The organism is Trinickia dabaoshanensis, assembly GCF_002879885.1.
GTDB lineage: Bacteria > Pseudomonadota > Gammaproteobacteria > Burkholderiales > Burkholderiaceae > Trinickia > Trinickia dabaoshanensis.
Window position 1 is genome coordinate 25098 of sequence record NZ_PNYA01000010.1, and the last position, 22776, is coordinate 47873.

The 22776-nt window shown below is 62.4% G+C and carries 21 protein-coding genes; 1 reads left to right on the plus strand and 20 read right to left on the minus strand.

Features of this window, described 5'->3' with window-relative positions; all coding sequences use genetic code 11:
• Positions 1 to 34: 34 nt before the first annotated feature.
• The 17 genes from C0Z18_RS12380 to C0Z18_RS12455 all read right to left on the minus strand — a co-directional run bounded on the left by C0Z18_RS12380 (position 35) and on the right by C0Z18_RS12455 (position 16155).
• A complete protein-coding gene (locus tag C0Z18_RS12380) occupies positions 35 to 1099 on the minus strand; it encodes an RND family efflux transporter (RefSeq protein WP_102645719.1) in 1065 nt (354 codons plus the stop codon).
• Positions 1096 to 2484, minus strand: a complete 1389-nt coding sequence (locus C0Z18_RS12385) for a TolC family protein (protein WP_102645720.1) — start codon at positions 2482 to 2484, stop codon at positions 1096 to 1098. Before C0Z18_RS12385 ends, C0Z18_RS12380 begins: the two co-directional genes overlap by 4 nt.
• Positions 2485 to 2565: 81 nt before the next feature.
• Positions 2566 to 3879, minus strand: coding sequence for a sensor histidine kinase (locus tag C0Z18_RS12390; protein ID WP_102645721.1), 1314 nt, complete (start codon positions 3877 to 3879; stop codon positions 2566 to 2568).
• Complete coding sequence (locus C0Z18_RS12395) at positions 3869 to 4558, minus strand: response regulator transcription factor (RefSeq protein WP_102645722.1); 690 nt, start codon at positions 4556 to 4558, stop codon at positions 3869 to 3871. The genes C0Z18_RS12390 and C0Z18_RS12395 overlap by 11 nt, the downstream gene beginning before the upstream one ends.
• Positions 4555 to 5922, minus strand: coding sequence for a sensor histidine kinase (locus C0Z18_RS12400; protein WP_102645723.1), 1368 nt, complete (start codon positions 5920 to 5922; stop codon positions 4555 to 4557). Before C0Z18_RS12400 ends, C0Z18_RS12395 begins: the two co-directional genes overlap by 4 nt.
• Entirely contained in the window at positions 5919 to 6581 is a 663-nt protein-coding gene (locus tag C0Z18_RS12405; protein ID WP_102645724.1) for a response regulator, read from the minus strand. The genes C0Z18_RS12400 and C0Z18_RS12405 overlap by 4 nt, the downstream gene beginning before the upstream one ends.
• 34 nt (positions 6582 to 6615) lie before the next feature.
• Entirely contained in the window at positions 6616 to 6936 is a 321-nt protein-coding gene (locus C0Z18_RS12410) for a DUF4148 domain-containing protein (RefSeq protein ID WP_102645890.1), read from the minus strand.
• Positions 6937 to 7421: 485 nt separating this feature from the next.
• On the minus strand, positions 7422 to 10076 hold the full coding sequence (locus C0Z18_RS12415) for an ABC transporter permease (RefSeq protein WP_199189435.1): 2655 nt from the start codon (positions 10074 to 10076) through the stop codon (positions 7422 to 7424).
• Positions 10073 to 10750 carry an ABC transporter ATP-binding protein gene (locus C0Z18_RS12420; protein ID WP_102645726.1) on the minus strand — a complete coding sequence of 226 codons (678 nt, stop codon included), beginning with the start codon at positions 10748 to 10750 and terminating at the stop codon, positions 10073 to 10075. The genes C0Z18_RS12415 and C0Z18_RS12420 overlap by 4 nt, the downstream gene beginning before the upstream one ends.
• Positions 10743 to 11453, minus strand: a complete 711-nt coding sequence (locus C0Z18_RS12425) for an ABC transporter ATP-binding protein (protein ID WP_102645727.1) — start codon at positions 11451 to 11453, stop codon at positions 10743 to 10745. Before C0Z18_RS12425 ends, C0Z18_RS12420 begins: the two co-directional genes overlap by 8 nt.
• Positions 11407 to 12000: a hypothetical protein gene (locus tag C0Z18_RS12430; protein WP_199189436.1), complete on the minus strand. Its 594-nt coding sequence runs from the start codon at positions 11998 to 12000 to the stop codon at positions 11407 to 11409. The genes C0Z18_RS12425 and C0Z18_RS12430 overlap by 47 nt, the downstream gene beginning before the upstream one ends.
• Before the next feature lie 118 nt (positions 12001 to 12118).
• Positions 12119 to 12553, minus strand: coding sequence for a carboxypeptidase regulatory-like domain-containing protein (locus C0Z18_RS12435; RefSeq protein ID WP_146014000.1), 435 nt, complete (start codon positions 12551 to 12553; stop codon positions 12119 to 12121).
• Between the two features lie 100 nt (positions 12554 to 12653).
• Complete coding sequence (locus C0Z18_RS32935; protein ID WP_158244227.1) at positions 12654 to 12797, minus strand: hypothetical protein; 144 nt, start codon at positions 12795 to 12797, stop codon at positions 12654 to 12656.
• Between the two features lie 345 nt (positions 12798 to 13142).
• Complete coding sequence (locus C0Z18_RS12440) at positions 13143 to 13547, minus strand: PepSY domain-containing protein (protein WP_102645729.1); 405 nt, start codon at positions 13545 to 13547, stop codon at positions 13143 to 13145.
• A gap of 140 nt (positions 13548 to 13687) precedes the next feature.
• Positions 13688 to 15139 (minus strand): sensor histidine kinase, encoded by a 1452-nt coding sequence (locus tag C0Z18_RS12445; RefSeq protein ID WP_102645730.1) that lies wholly within the window; start codon positions 15137 to 15139, stop codon positions 13688 to 13690.
• Complete coding sequence (locus C0Z18_RS12450; protein ID WP_102645731.1) at positions 15120 to 15794, minus strand: response regulator; 675 nt, start codon at positions 15792 to 15794, stop codon at positions 15120 to 15122. The genes C0Z18_RS12445 and C0Z18_RS12450 overlap by 20 nt, the downstream gene beginning before the upstream one ends.
• Before the next feature lie 160 nt (positions 15795 to 15954).
• Positions 15955 to 16155, minus strand: a complete 201-nt coding sequence (locus C0Z18_RS12455) for a hypothetical protein (protein ID WP_139776765.1) — start codon at positions 16153 to 16155, stop codon at positions 15955 to 15957.
• 176 nt (positions 16156 to 16331) lie between these two features.
• Here C0Z18_RS12455 and C0Z18_RS12460 point away from each other — a divergent pair, with 176 nt between their 5' ends.
• Entirely contained in the window at positions 16332 to 16943 is a 612-nt protein-coding gene (locus C0Z18_RS12460) for a COG4705 family protein (protein WP_102645733.1), read from the plus strand.
• Between the two features lie 614 nt (positions 16944 to 17557).
• Here the strand turns inward: C0Z18_RS12460 and C0Z18_RS12465 are convergent.
• The 3 genes from C0Z18_RS12465 to C0Z18_RS12475 are packed head-to-tail and all read right to left on the minus strand — an operon-like array spanning position 17558 to position 22775.
• A complete protein-coding gene (locus C0Z18_RS12465; RefSeq protein WP_233217288.1) occupies positions 17558 to 18616 on the minus strand; it encodes a YncE family protein in 1059 nt (352 codons plus the stop codon).
• 38 nt (positions 18617 to 18654) lie between these two features.
• Positions 18655 to 21729: an efflux RND transporter permease subunit gene (locus C0Z18_RS12470; protein WP_102645734.1), complete on the minus strand. Its 3075-nt coding sequence runs from the start codon at positions 21727 to 21729 to the stop codon at positions 18655 to 18657.
• Positions 21726 to 22775: an efflux RND transporter periplasmic adaptor subunit gene (locus C0Z18_RS12475; RefSeq protein WP_102645735.1), complete on the minus strand. Its 1050-nt coding sequence runs from the start codon at positions 22773 to 22775 to the stop codon at positions 21726 to 21728. The genes C0Z18_RS12470 and C0Z18_RS12475 overlap by 4 nt, the downstream gene beginning before the upstream one ends.
• Position 22776 lies beyond the last annotated feature (1 nt).

Consider the following 22776-nt stretch of genomic DNA (forward strand, 5'->3'; position numbering starts at 1 on the left):
GAGGTCGTGTTGATCTGGGCAGGCGAGGCACGGGTCAGTCGTCACACTCGGGCGGATCCTTGCAGGCCGTGGCAATGCCTTGCGGCTTGAGTTCTTCGGAGAGCAGCAATTGCGCACCCTGCGTCACGATCTGGTCGTCGGCGTGGAACCCGGACGTGACCGTGAACCCGTGATCGCCCTCGTCACCGGCAGGCACGAAGTGCCGCGTAAAGCGGTTGGAAGCCGTCCGCACATAGGCCCACGTCTGTCCGCCGTACCACACCACGGCCCGTTCGGGGATCAGTAGGCCGGACACGGCCTGGCTCGACGTCGGCACGCGCGCGCTGGTGCGCAAATTCGCAGGCAGTGCATCGTCGGCGACGTAAAGCCAAGGGCTGCCCTGCACGGCCGGATCGGCGAGAGGCGAGGCGGAAAGCTTTTGAGCCGGCACCGAGCGGCCATCGGGCGTATCGATCGCGATACGCGCAGGCGGCACCACGCCGAAGCTCGCAGGTAACGTGACGCGCAGCACGACAGCCTGGCCGGACTCGAGGCGCTGGAACAGCGTCGAGGCCGGTGTTGCTGCGGCATTCGCGAGTGTGTCGCCGAACTGCTGCCGCATCGCGGCATTCAGCCCGTTCAGCGTGGCATTGGCCGATTGCAGTTTCGCTTCGTCGGCTTTCATGGCCGACTGCGCATCCTGCAGGCTCTTTTGCGAAATATTGCGGTCGTCGGCGAACAGTGCATGGCTGCGTTGGTACTGCGCCCGCGAACTGGCCGCCTGCGCGGTGAACGTGCCAACGTCCGCGCGAGCGCTAGCCAGGCGGTTGTGCAAATCGAAGAGCGGCTGCAGATCGATGACCGTGGCATAGGCACTAACGTCGGGCTGGCTCGCGACGGCCCTGAGCGGCGCAACCTCGATGTGGCTGGCGCGTTGCTCCTCGGCGCCGATGACGACCACCGTTTCGCCGTTTACTGTCTGTACGGCGGGGGGCGGGGCCGATTGCGCCGCCGCGGTTGCCGAGGCACTTGAGTCCTGGAACGTCTGATAGATGTACCAGCCAGCGCCTGATGCCAAGGCCAGCGATACGACGGAGAGAAGGATCAGTCGGAGTTTCATCGTGGCGTCTCTTCACTGAGGGTATCGCTCACCGCCTCGTGACCGAGGGGTTGCTGCATCGCATCTTCGAGTGCGCCGGCGGCTTGCTGGACCGCGACCGCGGCGTCGAGATGAAGGGTTTCGCTGGTCTGATAGTCAGCCTTCGCCTGCGTGTAAGTCAGACGGTCTGCATCGCCGTTGGCGAAAGCTGCGGCCTGGCTGTCGAGTTGTCTGCGGGCACTCACGAGATGTGCGTCGGACAGACGTAGTGCTTCAACGCTCGACTGGTAGCGCGCCAGCGCGTGTGCGAGATCGCCGAGGATCTTGTCCTGCAGCGCGCCGGTACGGGCTGCCGCTTCCTTGCGCCTGGCCTCGGCTGCATGGATGCCGCCTTGATTCTGGTTGAAGATCGGCAACGTGATGCCGGCCAGCCCGAACGCGATCTTGTGCGTGCCCGTGTCATACGTGTAGCCGGGCCCGAGGTGGATGTTCGGATATTGCTTTGCAACCTCGAGCTGGAGCGCCGATTCGGCCGCGGCGTAATCGGCGAGCGACGCGAGCAGATCGGCGCGATGGAAGATCGCCGCGCGCTGCGCATCCGCGGCCGGCGGCGCAGGGGAAATCGCACCGAAGGCGGAGAGATCGATCGCGACGCCGTCGAGCGCGGCGACAGGCACGCCGATGGCAGCAGCGAGTTGTGCATGCGAATCCTGTTCGGCACTGCGCGCCGCAGCCAGATCGCTTTGAGCCTGGGTGTCGGCCAGGATGGCGGAATCGACGTCGGGCCGCGAGAACTGGCCCACCGCCAGACGCTTGCGGCTCATCTCGGCAATTTGCCGCTCGGCTTCGGCCTTGGTCGACAGGAATGCGATGCGCTTTCGGGCGGCGTAGAGGGCGAGCATCGCATCCCGGACTTGCGCACGAACCTTCCACGCCTCATTGACGAGGCTCAGCCGCGCGGCTTCCGACAAGTGCGTGGCCTGATCGGCGCGATATCCACGCTTATGCGCTGTCTCGATCGGAATATCGAGCGCCGGGCCCAACGTGATCGGAGATCCCGGTCCGGGGTTGGGTGTGGAATACTGAAACGGCAACTGCAGAACCGGGTTGGGGATCGTGTCGGCGACATCGATGCCGGCCTTGGCGGTGTCCCATTGGGCGCGCGCGACGTCGAGGGCGGGATTGTAGTAGAAGGCTGCCAGCGTGAGCATTTCGCGACTCCAGTGCGCGGGTGGCCACGGTGCGACATCGTGTCTTGTTTCGCGCACGACGAAGGCGTGCAACTCCTTGCTCGCAAGCGAGCGCTGCTCGAATTGACGGGCAAGCTGGGCTGGGGCGATCGGCTGGGGGTGATAGGTCGTACAGCCGGCCAGCCCGACGAAGGTAATCAATAACGCTCGGCGCATTCTGGCATCCATCGGTCGTTCTGCCGCCCACCAGGGGCAGCTTCCGACGCGGATGCTACGCCACCGCTTGTGAAGTTTTCGTCAATAAGGTGCCAGACCATCGCGAAACCCGACTGCTTCGGGCTTCGCGGACGGCAAACGCAACGAAACGCGGGTGCCGCGATCGGGCTCGCTCGCGAGTTCGATCGACCAGCCGTATCGATCGCAGATCTTTTTGACGATCGACAGACCAATACCGATGCCGCACTTCTCGGTTTGTTGCCCGTCCGCCTGGTAGAACCGATCAAAAACGTATGGCAGCGCCTGCGTCGGAATACCGGGTCCGGTGTCCTCGATACGCAGCCACCCGTCTGAGTAGGAAAAATGCACATGTCCACGGTCGGTATGCCGCACAGCGTTGTCGATGAGGTTGGATAGCACGACCGCAAGCGCGGAACGGTTCACTACGACGTGAAGATTGCGATTCACGTCAATGACGGCCTCGAGCCTCTTTTTCGCAACGCGATCGGCAAAAGGCATCAGCGCACTTTCAATCAGATTTGCCACAGCCACCGGTTCGACATCGTGCGCGGAATCTTCTCTGGCGAGCATCAGCAATGCGTTCGTGAGTTCACGCATAGTGTCGGCCGCGCACTCGATCTGCTGGAGCCGCGTGCGCGACTTCCCGCTGATCGCGGCATCCTGCGCAAGCAGTTCGCAACTCGTCTTGATTGTCGTGAGGGGCGTGCGCAGTTCGTGGCTCACATTGCCAGTAAACTCCTTCTCCCGCTCGATCATGTCGGCCATGCGCCGATGGTAGTCGTTGAAGGCCTCGACCAGTCCTACGAGTTCCGTTTCATCGTACTTGCCGGGTTGGATCGACGGCGATTCTCCGAACCTGAGCATCTTCACTTGGCGTGCGAGACCGGCTACCTGCCGCACCAGCAGGCCCGACAGACCGAAGGAGAGCCAAATCGTGAGCAGCGCAAAGACGCCCGTGCCGGCCATCAAGGCATTGATGACTCCCTTGAAATGGCGCTCGTAGGCGCTGAAGTTGTAGACGCGATACAAGCGCGTCATACCGAAGGGTACGATCGCGACGTGGATCTCCCGTCCGTTGATGATAATCTGATGCGTCCCGACCGGCAGATCCGTGGCCGATGCCGGTAGAACAATTGGCGGACGGTCTGAGGTCGACACGTAGCCGTTCATACGTTGGTCGAACGGAGGCAGTAAAGCCGGATTGGCTTCGTAGCTCCTGAGCACATTGGCCATATCGTCGTGGATCAGCGCCACGATCAGTTTCTCTTCCTGTGCTTCGGCCAGCGTTCTTACGCCTAGCGCCTGGGCGAGCAGCAGAGCGATGGTCAGCACGGAGAACACAAGCGTGACCTTTAGACGAAGGCTACGCCCCATTACGACCACTCCCAACGAGTCGATAGCCGACACCATGGACCGTCTCGATGAGGTCTGTTTGCCCTGGAGCGGTGAGTGCGCGGCGCAGGGTGTAGACATGCGCGCGCAGCGTGTCGCTGTCGGGGAGTTCTTCGCCCCAGACTTCAGTTTCGAGTTCGGCGCGACTGAACATGCGGTTCGGTGACTGCATCAGAACACGCAGCAACTGCAAACATTTTGGCGGGAGCTTGACGGGGCGACCGGCGCGTTCGACTGTCATCGTCGACAGGTTGAGGAACACATCTGCAAACCGAAGATCCATGGGCGCAACGCGGCCCCGGTAGCGCTTGATCAGGGCGCTGAGCCGCGCGCCAACCTCCTTCAGAGAAAACGGTTTGACCAGATAGTCATCGGCGCCGTGCACAAAGCCCTCGAGTTTGTCGTCGAGCGCGTCTCGGGCGGTCAGCATCAGCACCGGCGTGTCCCGGCGCGCTTCACCGCGCAGCTTACGACAGAGCATCAGTCCGTCCATGCCGGGCAATGACAGATCAAGCAGGATCGCATCCCACGAGTCGGCGAGAGCCATCTGTAGGCCCGTCCTACCATTGGAAGCGACATCGACCTCGTAGCCGCTCTCCTCCAGATAGTCGTAAAGGTTCGCGGCGATCGCCGCATCGTCCTCGACAATGAGCACCTTCATACAGTATCGTTGGTTAGTCTTCCGTTGACGCCGTCAGGTTGTGTTGCTGGGAACCGCAATTGGACCGTCAGGCCCTGCTGATCGCGGCCATTCTCGAGCGAGATTCTCGCCCGATGCTGCTCGGCGATGCGCTGAACAATTGACAGACCCAGCCCGCTCCCCGACGCCGCATGGTCGCTGCCGCGGTAGAAGCGCTCCCACACTCGTGCCCGCTCTGCCTCGGGTATCCCCGGACCCGTATCGCAGACTTCAAGCATTGCACAGCTACCTTCCTGGCGCACGATGATGTCGACGCGCGCATGCGCGCCCGCATAACGAATCGCATTGTCGACCAGGTTATTCAGCAAGATGCGCAGGTTATCGGCATTGCCGGTGACTGTCACTCGGGACGTCCCGACAAAACCCAGGTCGATCTGATTCGCTAGAGCAATCCGCGCCCGGTCGCTCACGACTGACCGGGCCAGGGCGGTCAGATCGACGTCATCCGATATTGGAGCTTGCGAATCGGGCGAGAGCCGCGCGAGCGTCAGAAGCTGTTCAGCCAGGTGCGCGAGGCGTGCTGCCCCGGTCCGGATCTGCGCGACGATGGTTTCGCGTTCCTCCGCGCTCGTAGCCCGCGGCAGCAGCTCTGCCTGGAGTCCGAGCCCCATGATCGGTGTGCGCAGTTCATGCGCCGCGTCAGCAATGAAATGTTTTTGCGTTGTGAACGCCTCATCGAGCCGCTGCAGCAGGTCATTGAGCGCCTCGACAAGGGGCTTCACTTCCCCCGGTACGGCCTCCGTGTCGATCGACTGCATATTGTTGGCATCGCGCCGTTTCAGGCTCGCAACGACTTCGCGCAGCGGCCGCAGGCCGTAGCCGATGCCGAACCACAGGAAAAGTGCGAGCACCGGTATCAGCGAAAGCACTGGCCAGAACAGGTGCACTGCGATTTCCGCCACGGCTTCCCAGCGTGCCTGCTGGACCTGGGCAACACGGACAAGCATGTCTCCATTGCGGGAAACGTATGTATGCCAAAGCTGGCCGTTGACAGTCACATCGGCGAGGCCGGGGCCGCGTGGTGGTGGAATCACCGAATCGGGATCGCTGCTGAACACCGGCGTAGAACCGCGCCAGACCTGGACTAGCACACCGTGCGATTGCTGGCCTGAGAGCCGGTCCTCGTCCTTCCCATGCACCCCTTTCAACGACAGCCGGCCGTCGGCATCGACCACGACGTGTCGCGCAATCGCTTTCAACTGATCATTGAGTAAATCGTCGAGTTCGGCGAGCGCGCCCCAATAGGTGGCAGCACTGGCCAGGATGCCAGTCAGCAACGTGGCGGGCAATAGCCACAGCAGCAGACGGCGGCGCAGCGATGTCACGCGATCTCCCCGATCTGGTAACCCACGCCGCGCACGTTGCGGATTGCGTCGGCACCCAGCTTGCGGCGCAGGTTGTGGACGTGGACCTGGACGGCATTGCTCTCGATTTCCTCGTTCCAGCCGTAAAGGCGCTCCTCGAGCTGCTCCCGGGTGACGATGATGCCCGGATCGTGCATCAACTCGTGCAGCAGCGCGAACTCGCGTGCCGTCACGGATACCTCTTCGTCGCGCAACCAAACACGGTGCAGGGCCGGATCGAGCCGGAGCGCACCTACCTGCAGCGCCGTCTGGGCACGGCCTGCCTGCCGCCGATTCACGACGCGGATGCGCGCGAGCAACTCCTCGAGCGCGAACGGTTTGACGAGGTAGTCGTCGGCTCCGCTGTCCAGGCCTGCGACGCGATCGGGGACCGCGTCGCGGGCAGTAATGATGATCACAGGCGTCGCGTCGTTGCCTCGACGCAATCTCGAGAGCAGCGTCAGTCCATCCTGCCTGGGCAAGCCCAGATCGAGCAACACGAGGCCATAGGATGTCGTGCGCAGCGCGAGTGAGGCGGCCTCGCCATCCTGGGCCCAGTCGACGGCGAAGCCCTCCCGGCGCAGTCCGTGCCGCAGTCCGTCGCCGATCAGCGCATCGTCTTCAACCAGCAGGATCCGCATGCCCTGTTCCGTTTTTCCGGTCTCTAAGCGTCGTTCAGTGGTGACTGTACAACGAGTTCCAGTCGGCGGCCGGGACACGTAAACCAGACTGCGACGCACCACCTGGCGTCCCGCCAACGCCTGTGCTCGCGGCCCCAGTCGCCTCACTTTTGGCAGCGACGCGAGCCTCGGCCGCCTGGATGTCAGCGGGGTACATGTTGTCTTTTCTTGCCGGGTTGTAGCCGGCCCGTTCGAGCTGGGTCAACTCGTGGCGCACCTGCGCACGAGTCAGCGGTACGTTGGAAGGTTGAGCAAAAGAGATGGCCGGCGCGACGACCACGGCGGCAAGGACGATGGATTTAACAGTGGATTTCATGATTAGACCTCCAGATAGTTGGGGCATACCGCTGCGGGCACAGGGCTGTCCGCAACTAGTAAAGACATGTTGACGAGCCAGACTTAAGGAACAGTTAACGCTGGAGGGTTCCGGCCGACGGCCGCGCATCGGGCATCCGTTGACGCGAGCAAAGAACGCTACGCCGCCGCCAATGCCAGCTGATCGAGGAACGGCCGTATCGGATGAGTTTGTTTGCCCGAGCGGGGCCGTATCTGGAGCGCCAGCAGACGCCGCAATAGCCGGCCCACCAGGCCCAAGATCACCCGGCGTCGTTCTGCGCCACGTCTATGGCCACGGTTAGATAGGGCAGGGGATGGCCGGTTGCTGCGCCGGTGAGCGCTACAGCACATGTAGACAAGAAGAGTGCACGCGTCACGGAGAAGGCTGCAGGCGTGATCAGAGAGAATCAACCCGCAGCCGCGAGCGCTAGGGCGAGCACCCAGGGGCGCAGCGGCACGTCGTTTTTATAGCTCGCGCATACGTTGCACAGCAGGAACGCGCGTCTCGCGAAGCGCACCGGTCACGGCCAGCATGACCGTCAGCAGCGCAACGCCAAAGTGGGTGACCAGATAGAGCCACGGCACGCTCGGCAGTTCCGGAGGCGGATCGAAAACACCGATCAGGAGCTTAACCAGCATCCAGGCGAGCATGAACCCGGCAAGCGTTCCAACGGCGGATCCCGCGACAAAAAGCAGACATGCCTCGCTCCAGAGAAAGGCGCCGAGCTGGCGAGGCTTTGCGCCGAGCGCCGACAGAACGGCGAACGTGCGCCGTCGATCGGCGAGTCCCACCGACAGGATGAGTCCTGTGGCGCCGGCAGTCAGCAAGATCGCGAAGCCCAATTCCAGGCGCGTCAACCCGCCGAGATCGACCGAGGTGAGACTGGATCCGATAACGTGTTGGGTTTGGTCGAGATCAGTAACCTTGACACCTTGCAGTCCAGCGACCACGTTTCGCGCTTCGGCGGCCACGCTCGCGGGAGGTCTGGACGTCTTGAGGAGCACGACTTCGGCACCACTTGCGTTGGTCTGCCGAGCCACGTAGCGCGCATTGGCCACCAGGAACGAATCGCGTGGTGCGGTGGGGAATTCGCGAACCACACCGACGAACCGGAACGGGACAACGCGATACTGCTGATCCTTGGCGTTCTGCAGCCGCAGGTTAAGGGTATCACCGACGTGCAGTTGAAAGTCTTTGACGGTTTCCTCCGAGACGAGAATCCCGTCAGGCGTGCGCGCAAGCCGAGCCAGCGCTTGCCGCGCGGTTTCACCCGAGAAGAACGCGTCGGACATGCTGGTTGCCTCGCCGATGTGCTCCGGATCAATTCCGTACAGGTCCTGCAGATCGGTGCCGACATACGCCAGCCGGTGCTGCATCGGTTGCGCGGCACTCACGCCGGGCAAGGAGGACAGCGCGTCAAGCTTCGCCGAGGCGGGCGACGCCGGCGTGCCGGTGATAGTCACGTCGGCACCGTTCGTCAGTTGGGCATCGATGAGCGCCTGCGCATTGTAGGTGGTGTTGAAAATCGCGGTTGAGGTTGCGAACGTAAAGGCCAGTGCCACGAGGGCGATGCCTTGCGTCATCCGTTTCCGCTGTCGGCTTAGGGCCGCCGCCACCACGCCGGCGAGCCGGCCTGCGATCGGCCCCAGCCACCTGGCCAGGCGCGCGCGCCCTCGCTTGAGGCCGCCCAGGCAGAGCCTGACCGTCAGCAATCCAAGCCCGAGCCACAGCAGAAGCGGTGCGAGAAACACCGGGTAGTCCACCGATGCGGACGGTACCCCCTCCGGCGCGAGCACGACCTGGTACCCGGTACTCCAGGTGCGCCAGAAAATGAGGGCCGACAACGCGATCAGAATGAAATCGAGCCCAGCTCGGCGCCAGAGCGATGCGCGCTCGTGGCCGACGATCATGCGTGCCGCCGCGACCGTCGTTTGCCGGGCATCGATCCACGCCGTCACGAGGACGGCGGCGGAAGCCAGCACGACGCCCGCCAACGCCGCGGCCGCGACCCAGCCGGCCGTGGACGCAGCAAACAGGCCGGAGCCGAGCGCCAGGTGTGTCAACGCAACAGCGAGCACGATTCCACCCGCAATGCCGGCCGCGCCGATGCATGCTGCTTCGACGGCGGCCAGCATTACGATTTGCGCGAGCGACGCGCCACGGATTCGCAACAGGGCTTGATCGCGTCGACGCCGCCCGGATCCGGAGGCTATCACGGCGATGGTCAGCATGGCGGCAAGCGTGGCACCCGGCGCACCGAGAAAGAGAAACAACACTTTTGCATACAGCGCGTCGCTGCGCACGGCGTCCAGCCGCGCGGCCAGATTGTCGGCGACGATGCCGCTGCCCGCGATGCGCGCCTCCAGGTTTCTCGCGGCACGCTGCGCCGCCGTGAAGGCGACCTGCGGGTCGCTCGGAAGACGGCCGTGCGCCAATCGGACGTGCAACTGCATGCGCACCGAATCCGGCCGGATCGCCTGCTGTGGATCGAATAGTCGATGCCAAGCATCGATCGGCATGATCAGGACATTGTCCGGCGGCGCTTGCGGTGCTGCCCCGGGCGGCACGCCCACGGCCTGGAACAGCGAGTCGGCGTACGGCAGGTCGACGATGCCCGCCACCGTGACGTCCACCGGCGCAAGGCCGGGGCGGTGAATCGTGACCGTGTCGCCGACGCTCAAGTGCAGGTTCGCTGCGGTTTGTTGCGCGACGAGCACGCCCTCCAGGCTTCCGAGCAGGGACCGGAACTCGCGGGGATACGTCCGGATATAGTCCCCGGCGATGCCGAGAACCCTGCCTTTGCCGGTGGTTTGCACCGTTGCCCCCGTGTGAGCGACGAAACCGTCGACATCGGCGTAGCCGACCTCCTGCAGGTGAGTCGCGCTTGCAGTTTTGCCGACGGAGGCAACGACCGATTGGACGGGCGTGCCCGGGGTAACCTGAATCTGCCAGTCGACCGGCACGCCCGTCACGGCACGATGCGTCATCGTTGCGGTGCTTTGTGCAAGAAAGGCGCCGAGTGACGCGAGCATGGCCACGGTGACCGTAACACCCGCCGCAGCCCCGGCCAGCCGGGCCTTTCGGGTGCGCAGAAGTCCCAACAGCCAGAGCTTGATCATGATGTCCTCGTCGCGACGACGGTTTCAGTGAGTCTGCCATGCTCCATTCGCCAGACCCGCTCCATGCGACCGGCAACAGCGGGGTCGTGCGTGGCGACGACGAGCGCAATGTCGGTCTCCCCCAGGTGCGCAAACAGCGCGTCGAGCAGCGCCTGGCCGGTCGCTTGATCAAGCTGGCCGGTTGGTTCGTCGGCGAGAATCACCCTCGGCGTGCCGGCGATGGCCCGCGCCATCGCAACCCGCTGCATCTGGCCGCCCGACAACTCCTCCGGCATTTTGTGGGCGAGTGCGTCCAATCCAAAGGTGGCAAGCGCATCCGCCACACGCTTGTCGATATCGCGGGCACTGTCCATCATGAGAAGCGGCACCGCCACGTTCTCGCTGACCGTCAACGGCTCCAGCAAGCTGGGAGCTTGAAACACCATGGCGATCTTCTCCGGCCGGAGCGAGTCGGCTCCCCCCAATGCGGGCCATTCGATCTTACCGCTCGTCGGGGTGTCGAGCCCGGCCATGAGATGCAGCAAGGTCGATTTGCCGCAACCGGACGGGCCGACCAGTGCGACGCGCTCGCCCGGTTGCAGGCGGAATGTCGCGGAAACAACCGCGGCGATCGATACTTCTCCCTGCACGTAACGTCGGCCGACCGCTTGGGCATCAATCAGGATGTCAGTCATGGATGAGCCGTCCATCTCGAATGCGCAAGAGCCGGTGAGCCTGGGCCGCGAGCGCGGAGCTGTGAGTGGCGATCAGGACGGCCGCGCCGCCTCGGCACCGGTCCAGCAGATGCGCGAGGATCGCCGCTTCCGTCGCCGCGTCCACTTCCGCCGTGGGTTCGTCCGCCAGCAGGACGTGCGGATTGGCCGACAGAGCCACGGCCAGTCCGGCTCGGGCGGCTTCGCCGCCGGACAGTTGCGACGGCCGGGCATGGCGTCTCGGCGCAAGCCCGACCGTGTCCAGAAGCCCGTCGATGGTCTTCGGTTCAATTTGCCCGGCCAACGACATCTGGAATTTCATATTGGCCTCCACCGTCAGATGATCGAACAGATTTTCCGATTGCATCAGGATGCCGATATGCCGCGCCCGCAAAGCGGCACGAACGGCCTCAGGGCGACGGGACATACGCAGACCCATGACTTCGACATGCCCGCCGTCCGGTTCATCCAAACCGGCGAGACAAGCCAGCAAAGTTGATTTGCCGCTGCCCGACGGGCCTGTCAGGGCAACAAATTCTCCCGCGTGAATCTGCAGCGAGACGCCTCTCAGTGCGGCGGTTTCGTCCTCGCCCGCATGGTAGAAGCGATAGAGTTCAAACGCTTCCAATGGCCGCGCTTCAGCGCCACCGGAAGGAGTTCGAGATGAGTTTCCATTGATCGACATTGTCGGCTCCGAGCGGTGCGGACAGATCCACCGTGGCGAGCCTGCCGCTCCGGTAGATAAGATAGCGGTCGCTTCTAAGGCGTAGTTGCTTGTTGGTGACCGGATTCGGTTCGGAGTTCGACGTATAGACAATCAGAAACGCCGAGCTGGCTTGCAGGGTCATCTGCCTGACGCTCTCGATCTTGACCGCGCGGCCATCCTTGACCAGATCCGCGACGTACCCGCTTTTGACGGCCGCGATCGTCGGTGCCTGGACAGCGGGTGCAACCGTGACATCCACTGCGTTGTACTTGTCCGCGAATCGTGCGCCATCCGCCCGCTCGGTGCGGGCCCAGCCCTCGGGCACCTTGAGCGAGAACCTCAATGGCGAAGAATAATTCACGAACACTTGCGTGTCGGGAATGTCGCCCGCCGGATTTACTTCTGGCACGACGGCGATTTCCTTCGCGATGGCTGACGATGTCGTCCACGCCGCTCCGATTAGGCTCGACAGCGCTACAAGCGTTGCAGCGGCGACGCTCGAGCGCCATGTGACTCTGGTCCTCATGGCAGTTCCTTTGGAAAGGCCGGCAAGCGCTCGTACGTCAGCGCTCGCGCGATGTCTTTGGCACATGCGGGTTGGCATCGACGGTTCTGGACTCCACGCTCACGAACGATAGCGCCAATCACTGCGGCCACAGGAACAGCAATCGTTCGTGTTGGCCCGGCGTGACGTTCGCGGCCCGCTGCTGAGACACGCCGTTGCGCTCAGTGCTGACGGCGTACCGTCCTTGAGGCAATTTCACGAGCATGAATGGCCCGTCGGACGTGGCATTGAGCACGGTCTTGTTCGTGTGATCCTTGATGATCACTTTGACGTCCGACACATACTCATTTTTTGTCGCAGCATGACGCGCGAATTCCAGTTCGAGCGGATAGTGGGTGACGAGTTGCTTGATTGCCGCGACCTCATCCATTCCGATGCCGCCGCTGACGTATGTTGTGCTGCCTTGCACGTGCTCGTGGGGAGAGCCAGTCTGCGCACGTGCCGGAATAAGTGTCGCGATTCCAAGACCGGCAATGACTACAACGACCATAGATGCGAGAGAACGATGTTTCATGGCAGACCTCCTGCAGTTGAACGGGCGTGGCCGAGTCAGGTCGCGATTTCAAATGGCGTACGGCCTGACTTGTGCCGACGTTTGTTACCCGTGACCTATATCAATCCTCCTTCCGCTCCTCCTCCTTGGTCTCGTTTTTCTCATGCTTCGGGTTCTCGTATTTTTCTTCGGCCGCTTCCCGCAGTTTGCTTTCCTTGATGGAATGCTGGGCAGGCGTGGCACCTGCCGGCGTGTGCTCACGCAAAGCGCCCCTTTCGGTCCGGTGGTGGTGAGATAAGGACAGACGTCGCTACCGCGGCGTACGCGACGACGAGCGGTTTTCCATGGGCCATAGCAGTTTTACTCTATCTGTGAGCCGTATCGTCGGCTTGACTTAGGTCAGAGCTTCTCGAATTGGGGACTCTCAGCGTTCGCACTCGAGTGGCCACCGGGTATTGGTTGCCAGGAGAAATTCACGGTGCCTGCCGGAACTTGCGCGCGCGCCGGATCGCTTCATTGAGTCCGGCCCCGCCCATCACAATCCATGCGAGTTGGAGCCGGATATTACTCAAACAAACAGTCCGCGAAGGAGCGCCTGCGATCGGGATGCCTACTCTTCCTCGTTTTCCTCATGGTCGGCCGCATCCACATGCAGGACGGCGCCGTTGCCGGCATCGATCTTCACATCCTTGACCGCATTGCTGGCCGTCTTGATCTCCACGCCATACACCAGATTGCCGTTTTCGTTATCGAGTCCCACCTCGAGCACTGTTCCGGGAACGTGCGCGAGCGCGGCCGAGCTCGCGCGCGTAGCATCGATCTTCGCCAAAGCGGCAAGTCGCGTCGCCTCGTCTTTTTCTCCGCCAGCTTGGTCCGGCACACGGATGCTTGACCGGTAGGACAGAGACGGGCTGTCGCCGCTGCTTTCAGCGTATGCGGCACCCAGCAAGCCGGCACCGACCGCCACTGCACCCAAAGCCGCGATAATTTTGACGCCATTCTGCTTCCAGAGCATTATCTGCACTCCTGCATAAATTCAAGTTGGACGACGAGATTTTCTGGGTCTTTCGGACGATGCATGGTGTTCGATATCGACCGATCGTACCCGTCAGAGCAATGGTGGCACGGCATCGTTGCCCGGATCTTTCCCGGACGTTACTCTTTGGTAATGATCGGCGGCCCACCAACAGGGGAAGGTGAATCAGCGAAAGGGGTGGCGGGAAACACAAGCGTGAAAGTGGAGCCGGCGCCGGGCGTGCTTGCCGCGTGAACACGGCCGCGGTGCGCCTCGACGATCGCTTTCACGAGGCTCAGCCCCAGTCCCAAGCCACGTTCCGAGCGGCTGCGATCGCCGCGATACAGCCGCTCCCAGATTTTCAAGAGCTCGTCGGGCGTCATTCCGATCCCGGTGTCCGAGACGCGAATGACGACCTGGCGCGGCTCGCTCACGGCGCTCACTTCGACCCGCCCGCCCGCCGGTGTGTACTTGATGGCATTATCGAGTAGATTCGCGATGACTTGACGCAGTCGATTTCGGTCAGCAGTCAGCCTGATCGGCGTGGGCTTGGCGAGCGATAGAGCGATGCCCTTGTCTTCGGCAACGTAGCGGTAAAGATCAATGGTATCGGCCAATAATGCCGGGACATCCACAAGCGCGCGCTGTAATTTCAGCGCCCCGGTTTCGGCCTCGGAGATATCCATCAGCGTGTTGAGCATTTGCAGGAGCTGATCCGACTCCTCCACGCAATCCGCCAGCGCTTCACGGTAGCGTTCGGGCCGCTCGTCCGAGCGCAGCGCGATTTCCGCGACGCCGCGGATGCGCGCCACCGGTGTGCGCAGATCATGCGCGACGTTATCGAGCGCGTCGCGCATGCCTTGAACCAGGGCCTCGATTCTGTCCAGCATGCCGTTGAACAGCGTCCCAAGCTCGTTCAGTTCGTCATTGGCCGGACGAACTGCCACGCGAGCATCCATCGCTCCGGACTTGATGGCGCGGACAGTATTGACGAGTTGGCGAATCGGCCGCAACGACTGCCGTGCGAGAAATGCGCCGCCGACGACTCCAATCAGCACCATCGGCAGCATCACGCCGGCGACGATCCAGCCAAAACTCTCCAGCACGCTGTCGCGTTCCTCCGTACTCTTTCCTACTTGCAGCAGCCCGCCGTTCGCCAGACGCATAGAGGCAATCTCCAGGACTGCCTCGTCATCCTTGGCTGGCAACCGGGTCAAGGTGCCAGCCTTCGTCGGAGGCACGCCTTCCAGCCGGCCCACCTCGAACTCCGCCCACTGGTCGGGAATTTCAGTGAAGATCGTGACATTGCGCGGCCCCGCAATGCGAATGAAGAACGGTTTGCCGTGCCGCAGCTTCGCCTCGAGCGTGAGTTCCTTCTTGACGCCCGCGAGATTCGTGGCCTGATACTGTGCAGCCAGTTGATGGAGCCGCTGTTCGATGCTGTTGCGATCGTGCGCACGCAGAGTCGAGGCCAATAGAACGTATGCAAGCGCGAACAGCAGGGCCGTGCTGGTGATGAAGTAGGCCGAATACCAGAGCGCGAGCCGGAAGCTGATTGTCTTCCTGAGGGGATTAGCCGCCCTTGATGGCATACCCGATTCCTCGCACGGTATGGATCATCTTTACGGGGAAATTTCTGTCAATCTTGCTGCGCAGACGGCACACCAGGACATCGACGACGTTGGTCTGCGTGTCGAAGTGGTAGTCCCACACGTGCTCGAGGATCATCGTCTTCGAGACCGGACGATTCGCGTTGCGCATCAGGTACTCGAGCAGTGAAAACTCACGCTGCTGGAGCTCGATTCGTTGGCCAGCCCGTTCTACCTCCCGCGTGAGCAGGTTCATCGTCAGAGCCCCAACGCTAAGATGCATCGGTTCAGCGCCGCCGCTCGACCGCCTGATCAGCGCGTGCACGCGAGCCAGCAACTCGGCCAAAGCAAAAGGTTTGACCAGGTAATCGTCGCCGCCGGCCTGAAGGCCTCTCACGCGGTCATCGACGGAGCGCTTGGCGCTGAGGATGATGACAGGCGTGGCAAGCTTGTTGCGCCGAAGCGCGTCGATGAGCGACAGACCGTCCATTCGCGGCAGCATGACGTCCACGACGGCCGCGTCATAGGACGTCGCAAGTGCTTGCTCAAGCCCGCACACCCCGTCTTCCGCATAGTCGACGACGAAGCCCGCCTGTCGAAGGGCCTTTGTCACAAACAAGCCGATTTTTCTATCATCCTCGACGACGAGCACACGCATGGCATTGCACCTCTCCCAATGATTGCTTTGATTACTTCCGAGAATCGCACCTACGGTGTCCTTCGATCGATGGTAGCCGAATGGCGCGGTCTAGGCGATCTCGATCCCGCCGAGACGCTCACCCGCGCACTGCCGCAACAAGTGGTCGTGTTTGCCGGTGTTACGTCGCGAACAATTCGGCCATGACGATGCAGTACCTCTTGGCCCACCTGCGCCGCGACGTCGGGCGCCAGCCCTCGATGATGTCGCCGATCAGAAAGATCGGTATTTGCGTCGTGATGCCGCAGGAATTCCAGCAGCAGTTCAGGTTGAGCAGCCTCGTTTGCTCCAGGTGCAGATCCAAAAGGAATAATGCTGCCACGCGTCTTGGCCGGGTAGGTCCCGCCCCGGCCGGCGTGTCATGTGGGGGCGGTCGTCCAGCACACACGTCGTTTGTCCGCGCCGGGGCTCGCTGTCCCACGGAAGCGTTTCACCATAAGGTTCTGGTAAGCGAAACGCCTTTAGGCTGGCAACTGCCTTCCGTTCAGACGGGTCAACATGATATCCAACTCTGATTCCAACAAAGTCGCAACCATCACGATAACGTTCTGGGTCCTGAAAACTGTCGTAACGACCGTCGGCGACCTCGTAGGCGACGCGCTCTCCATCGCATTTGGTCTCGGTTACTTGCTCGCGCTGGTCGTTGCACTTGGTGCAACCGCGGCGCTACTTTCAGGGCAGCTTCGTATCGAGCGCCACCGCCCTATGCTGTTTTGGGCCTTAATTCTGAGCACGGCTGCCGTTGGCGCTGAAATTTCAGACAGTTTTGATCGATTCTTGCACTTTGGAACCGCGACCGGGGCAGGACTATTCCTAGTTTGTTTGCTGGCGACTCTGGCGATCTGGCGCGTTCGCTGCGGCAGAATCGGTTTCTACCCAATATCGAGGCGCGAGGATGAAGTCTTCTACTGGGTGTCGGTCATTCTAGCGAACTGTCTTGGCTCGGTGCTCGGTGACTTGATTGGTGACAAATTCGGCTTCGGAACCTTCGGTAACATCGGAGTCAACGCTGGTGTGCTTGTCCTTCTCGCCGTATTGAATGGCAAAACTCGCATCTGTAAGGGCTCGTTGTTTTGGGTCGCTTTCGTGTTCACGCGAATCCCGTTATGACATCGACCCGCAGCAGTGCCGACAGGGACGTAGAGGCGCCCAGGAATGGCCTGATTGGGCCGTAAGTACTTCATGCTAAGTAGTTGGGGAGGAAAGGGCCCGTCCTGCGGGGAGGCCGTCGGAAAGCAAGTCCGAACACGATCTTCGTCGGCCTTGCTACCCGGGAGATCCGACGACTGGCTAGATGGCGCCGATGGCGTCGGGCGGGACACTCGAACAAGGCGAAAGGCTCGAGCGAAAGCGCTGCATGACCTGACATACCCGTGGTTTTGGGCGTGCGCATTGCGCCAGCCATGCTCATGCGCCTCCTCGAGGCGAATAACGCGAAGGAGTTCATGATGAAATCACTAGCCGAAATGCCGAGTGCGCGCCGGATCGTACCGTATCTATCCATATAGTCCTTGCTCGCCGCCTCCTCCGACCGCACGTCGCCGGGCGGCCCAACCAATCGTTCGACGTCCGCCGATGACATCTAGCGTCCCGATAGCCACCTTGGCGGCTGGGGCGCCGCGTTCGGCAGCGCCGGATCGCGTGGATGCAGTGAGGCTTCGCCGCGGAAAACGACTTGACGGTGAGCGCCTACGGGCAGGATCGCATCGCCGAATAAGCGCGCTTCATTGCGCGAACACTTCGATGCATCCGTTGGGACAAGCCTTATCGCCCGCCGCCACCGGCAAGAAGAACTCACCGGCATCGCCGGCGACGGAGTGGGCCGTCTTTCCGCTCGGCAAATTTCCGAGCCACCGCTTGAGCCCGGCATCGATGATGCCAATGACCGGGCCACCTGGATTGGCCACCGCCGCCAGCGCGTAACGCCCACTTGCCTCGTCGTACCAGACCTCGTCCGAACCACCCACCTGCCCGAACGTCTTGACGATCTTCCCAGTCTTCGCATCGAGCAACAGCGAATGCGCGGGGAAGCCCGCGCTCACCGCATCGTCGCTGCAGCCGACCAACATCTCGCTCGCAGGGCCCATCGCGAGTCCGGCCGGCATGCATTGAGCGAGCTCGTCCAACCCGATCAGCGCGCCCTTACGCGGATCGACGACGCCGACAGCGCCTTTCGCCGGCTGTCCGTGGAGTTCGGGAATCGCCACGAACACATTGCCGCTTTCCGGATCCCACACCGGTTGCTCGAGCCCATCAGTCGCACGTTTCAATACGATTTTCGATTGCACCGAATAGGGCGGTTTCGACGAGATCACGGTCAAGAACGGCGGATTGTCGGCGTTGTTCGTCGCGACGATCAGATGGTCGCGCGGGTCGTAGGCGAGTTCGTCGACGCGTTTGACGCCGCCCGTCGAAACCAGCGCGACGACCCGATGGGTGACAAGACTGATGATCTGGATGCGGCTATTGCCATCGCCTGCCCACAACTGCCTATGGTCGACGAATACGATACCGTTCGGTCCCGCTTGATCGCCCTTGGCGCCGGCAAATCCACCGACGCGCGCGAGGAATCGGCGATGACGCGTGTCGAACAGATCAATCGACTCGTTCGACCGGTCGGCGAGCGCGTACACGCCTCCTTGCGCATAGCCTATATCGAAGCTCCTCAACGGCACGCCCGGCACGCCGATGCGATCGACCACGCGGACAGGCTCCGCGGCATGCACCGCAGCGCATAGCGCAAAGGAAAGCGTAACGAATGTCTTGGTGGCGAGTTTCAACATCGTTTCATCCGTGAGTGACGAATTCAATCAAGCGTGCCTCAGGCCGCCGCGGCGTGGTCTCGCCGGCGAACCGTCAAGCCGATGATGATCGGCATCGCCAGCAGCACGAGTGGAAGCTGCACCAGGGCGCCCGCGATGATCGCGATCGCGAGCGGTTGCAGCATCTGGTCGCCCGATCCGCTGATGGCAGCGCCCAATGGCACGAGCGCGAGAATCATGGCGAGCGTGCTCATGGTGATGGGGCGCAGGCGATTGAGCGCGGCTTCTCGGAGTGCTTGCCGCGGCTCCATCGTTTCTCGCAGCAACTGATACTCGGATACGAGGAAGATCGCCATTTCCGTTGCGATGCCGATGATCATCACCATCCCCATCATGGCGGTGATGTTCAATTCGACTCCGGTTGCCCACAGGCCGATGAAAACCGCTCCGATCGAAAAGAGCGATGTGCCCATGATGATGAGCGGCACGAGCCATTGCCGGTATAGGAAGAGCAACAAGATGATTTCCGCCGCCACTGCCGCCGCGAACACTTTGATCATGCCTCGCACGGCCATCTGCTGCTGCTTGTAGGCGCCGCCAAACGTATAGGTGACGCCGTCAGGCACCAAGCCTGGCTTGTCCAATACCGATCTGACTGCGGCGATCGTCGAGCCAAGGTCGTGCGACCCGCTGATTTGAGCCGTCACGGCGACGATTTGCCGGAGGTTGTCGCGCGTCAATTGCGGTTGTCCGGAAACGAAACGCGTCGTGGCAACTGTGCCCAGCGAAAAGATCTGCCCGTTCGGCGAGCGAATCGGCAACTGCGCGAGGCTATCGCGATAGATCGGGTCATGCGGCGCACTGAGCCAAAGCCGAACACCGACGTCTTGAACGGTGCCGAGATAACGCGTCACCACGGCGCCATGCAGGTAGTGATAGACCTGCTCTTTCACATCGGCCGGCGTCATGCCCTTGAGCGCCGCGGCGGCCGGATCGACGTGAATTTCGAGTGCGTCGCCGGCGGGCACCACGCCATTGTTGACGGACGCGGGCTCGACGCCTGGCACCTTGGAGATGGCGTCCGCCACCTTCGTCGCGACGTCGCCGAGAACGTCGGGGTTTTTCGCGCTCAGTTGAATCACCACGGGTTGGCGACGGCCTACCATGTCGCCGATCATGTCGCTCATCAACTGGTGCGTATCGAAGTCGATCCCGGGAACGTGCTGCGTCACCTGGCTCGATATGCCGTCCATCACCTTCCAGATGTTCGGCCGCTTCGAGGCATCCACGAGGTGAACGAAGAAGTCGCCCTGGTAGGTCTCGGTCAGGTCGCCACCGAGGCCGGCACCGGTGCGACGCGAATAGGTGTCGACGTAAGGATTGTGCTTGAGAATCGCCTCGACCTGCTGCAACTCGCGGTTCGTCTCGCCAAGGGACGTACCCGGTGCGGTTTCGTAATCGAGGACGAAGCCGCCCTCGTCCATGCGAGGTAGAAAGCCCGTACCTACGTGGTGGTAGGCAAAGTAGCCGGCACCGGCCAGCACGACGAGACCTGGCAAGATCAGCCACGGCGCCCGGAACATCGCATCGAGCCAACGCGCATGGGTACGCCGCATCCACGTATCCTTTCCGTGGCCCGGATCGGTCCACGCCGAAAAATCGATCATCGCTCTCGCGAGTAACGGTGCGGCGAAGGCGGTCAAAAGGAACGAAATGATCAGCGACGAGGCCATCGTCAGCGACAGAAACTTAAAGAAGGCCCCGGTCACCCCCGATAAAAATGCCAAGGGCACGAAGATGATCGTGGTGGCGAGCGTCGAGCCGAACAGGGGCGACAAAAACTCCCGAGCGGCATGCAGCACGCCCGCATTCGGGTCTTCCTGATCGGGGTGCCCGGCGCGCCGCGCGATGTGTTCGATCATGACGATGACGTCGTCGATCAGCAGACCGATCGCGGCGGCAATGCCGCCCAACGTCATGATGTTCAGTGTCATGCCGAGCAGCGAGAGAATCAGAACGCTGCACAGCACCGACATCGGCACGACGATCATGGCAACCGCAGTCACGCGCCAGTTGCGCAAGAAGGCAAACAATACCCCCGCGGCAAACACGAGCCCGATCGCGATCGCCTCTTCCAATGCGGCGATCGACGATCGAACCAGCTGAGTCTGGTCGTACCACTTGTACAAATGAATCGCACTGGGTTGCGTCTTCATGAAGGCGTCGAGCCGCTGATTCACGAGCTTGGCCAAACTCAGCGAATCGGCGCGGTCTTGCTGATAGACGTCGAACGTGACCGCCGAATGCCCATTGTTGTTCACGAGGAGCCACTGCGGCGCCGAACCCATCTTGATCCGGGCGATCTGCGAGAGCGCAACGACACCCCCTTTCCCGGTGCGGACGGTCGCCTGGCGCACCGAGTCGAGCGAGGTGAACGCGTTGTTGTCGACGGTTAAATAGAGCAGGTCATTGTCTTCGAGCCGTCCCACGGCCGCCACCGTATTCGTGGCCGACAGCGCTTGCGCGACATCCGCAATCGTGAGCCCGTAGGCTTGCAGAGTCTCCGGTGCAATGGACACCTCGACTTCGGGCGTTTCGCCACCGAGCACGCCGACACGCCGGATGCCGGGAATGCCCGTCAACATCGGCAGAATCTGATAGCGCGCCATCTGCCGCAAATCGGAAAGCGGCGTCTTGTCCGATTGCAGCGCATACGAAACGAACGGCATGATGACGTTCGGGCTCATCTGAAGCGCGCTATAGGTGACACCTTGCGGGAGGTCCGTCATCTTTTGAGCGAACGCCGCATCGACGCTCAGCAGCGCCCGCGTCATATCCGAACCCCAGGGGAAATCCACGAAGATTTCGGCCGAGCCGCGCGATGTCGTCGACGAGACGTCCACGGCGCCCGGCACCGCACGCGCCGCGGCTTCGAGCGGCTCGGTTACATCGACCAGCATTTGCTTGGCCGGCATACTGCCGGCGTCCACCTCGATCCGAATACGCGGAAAGCTGGTGAGCGGAAACAAGCCCACGGGCAGGCTGATCGCGGCATAGATGCCGGCCAGCGTCAAGACGAACGCCACCGCCAATACGGGAAGGCGATAGCGATGGAGCCATCCGGCGAAGGTCATTGTTCCCCCTTCCCGTCCTGCGTCGCGACGCGCATGCGCATGCCGTCGTCGAGTTGATAGTTGCCCGACAGCACAAGAGGCTCGCCAGGATTCAGACCCGAGCCGCGGATCACGTCCTTGTCCGCCTGCATGCCCACCACGTTCACCTTGACCTTGCGGGCTTTCATGTTCTTGGACTGCACGACATACGGTTCGCCGTGATCGTCCACGAGAATCGCCGCGTGCGGCACGACGTAGCCTTGCGTTTCGCCCACGGTGATGGCGGCGCCAGCGGCTTCGCCAGGGAGAAAGCGGCCGGGCGGCAAAGCGATCTCGACCGGGACGAGGCCGGTACTCGGATCGATCATCGAGCCGCGTTGCACGACCGTGCCGCTCCAGCTCTGCGCTTCTCCGACGGCGGTCACGCGAGCGGTATTGCCCGCGCTGACCAACATGGCTTGGGCCGGCGCGACGCCGACTTTGAGGATCGTTTTCTCGGGACTCGCGAGTTCCAGCAGCGACGCGCCCTCGGCCGCCAGCATCCCCGGTGATGCCGACAGATGCATTACGACGGCCCGAAACGGGGCACGCAACACTTGCGCGCCGCCTGCGCCCTGCGCCTTGAGCGCCGCCAGATTCGCCGTAGCGTCAGCCTCGCTCTTTTGCGCATCGGCCAACTGCTGGGCGGTGGCGAGGTGCTGCGCGAACATCTGCTGGGTGCGCGCGGCCAGTTGCCGGGCCACGCGCAGCGCCGATTGGGCTTGCGCGAAGGCGGCTGCCGTTTGCGGTGCCGGCGCGAGCCTCAACATGGGCGCGCCCGCGGCAATCTCCTCGCCTTCTCTGACATAGACGGCCTGCACCATCGCCGACGCCGTCGCCATCACCGTCCGGCTCGCCGCCTTCGACGGTTGGACGAAGCCGTAGGCTTGGACCGTGCTCGGCAAGCTGCCTTGCCGAAGGGCGACCTGCGTGACGAGCACGCTCGGCTCGCCGGCATCGGGCTGCGCGCAGGCATAGCTCGACCAAAGGGCGATCGCCATCGCCCCGAACATCCATTGCTTCTTCATG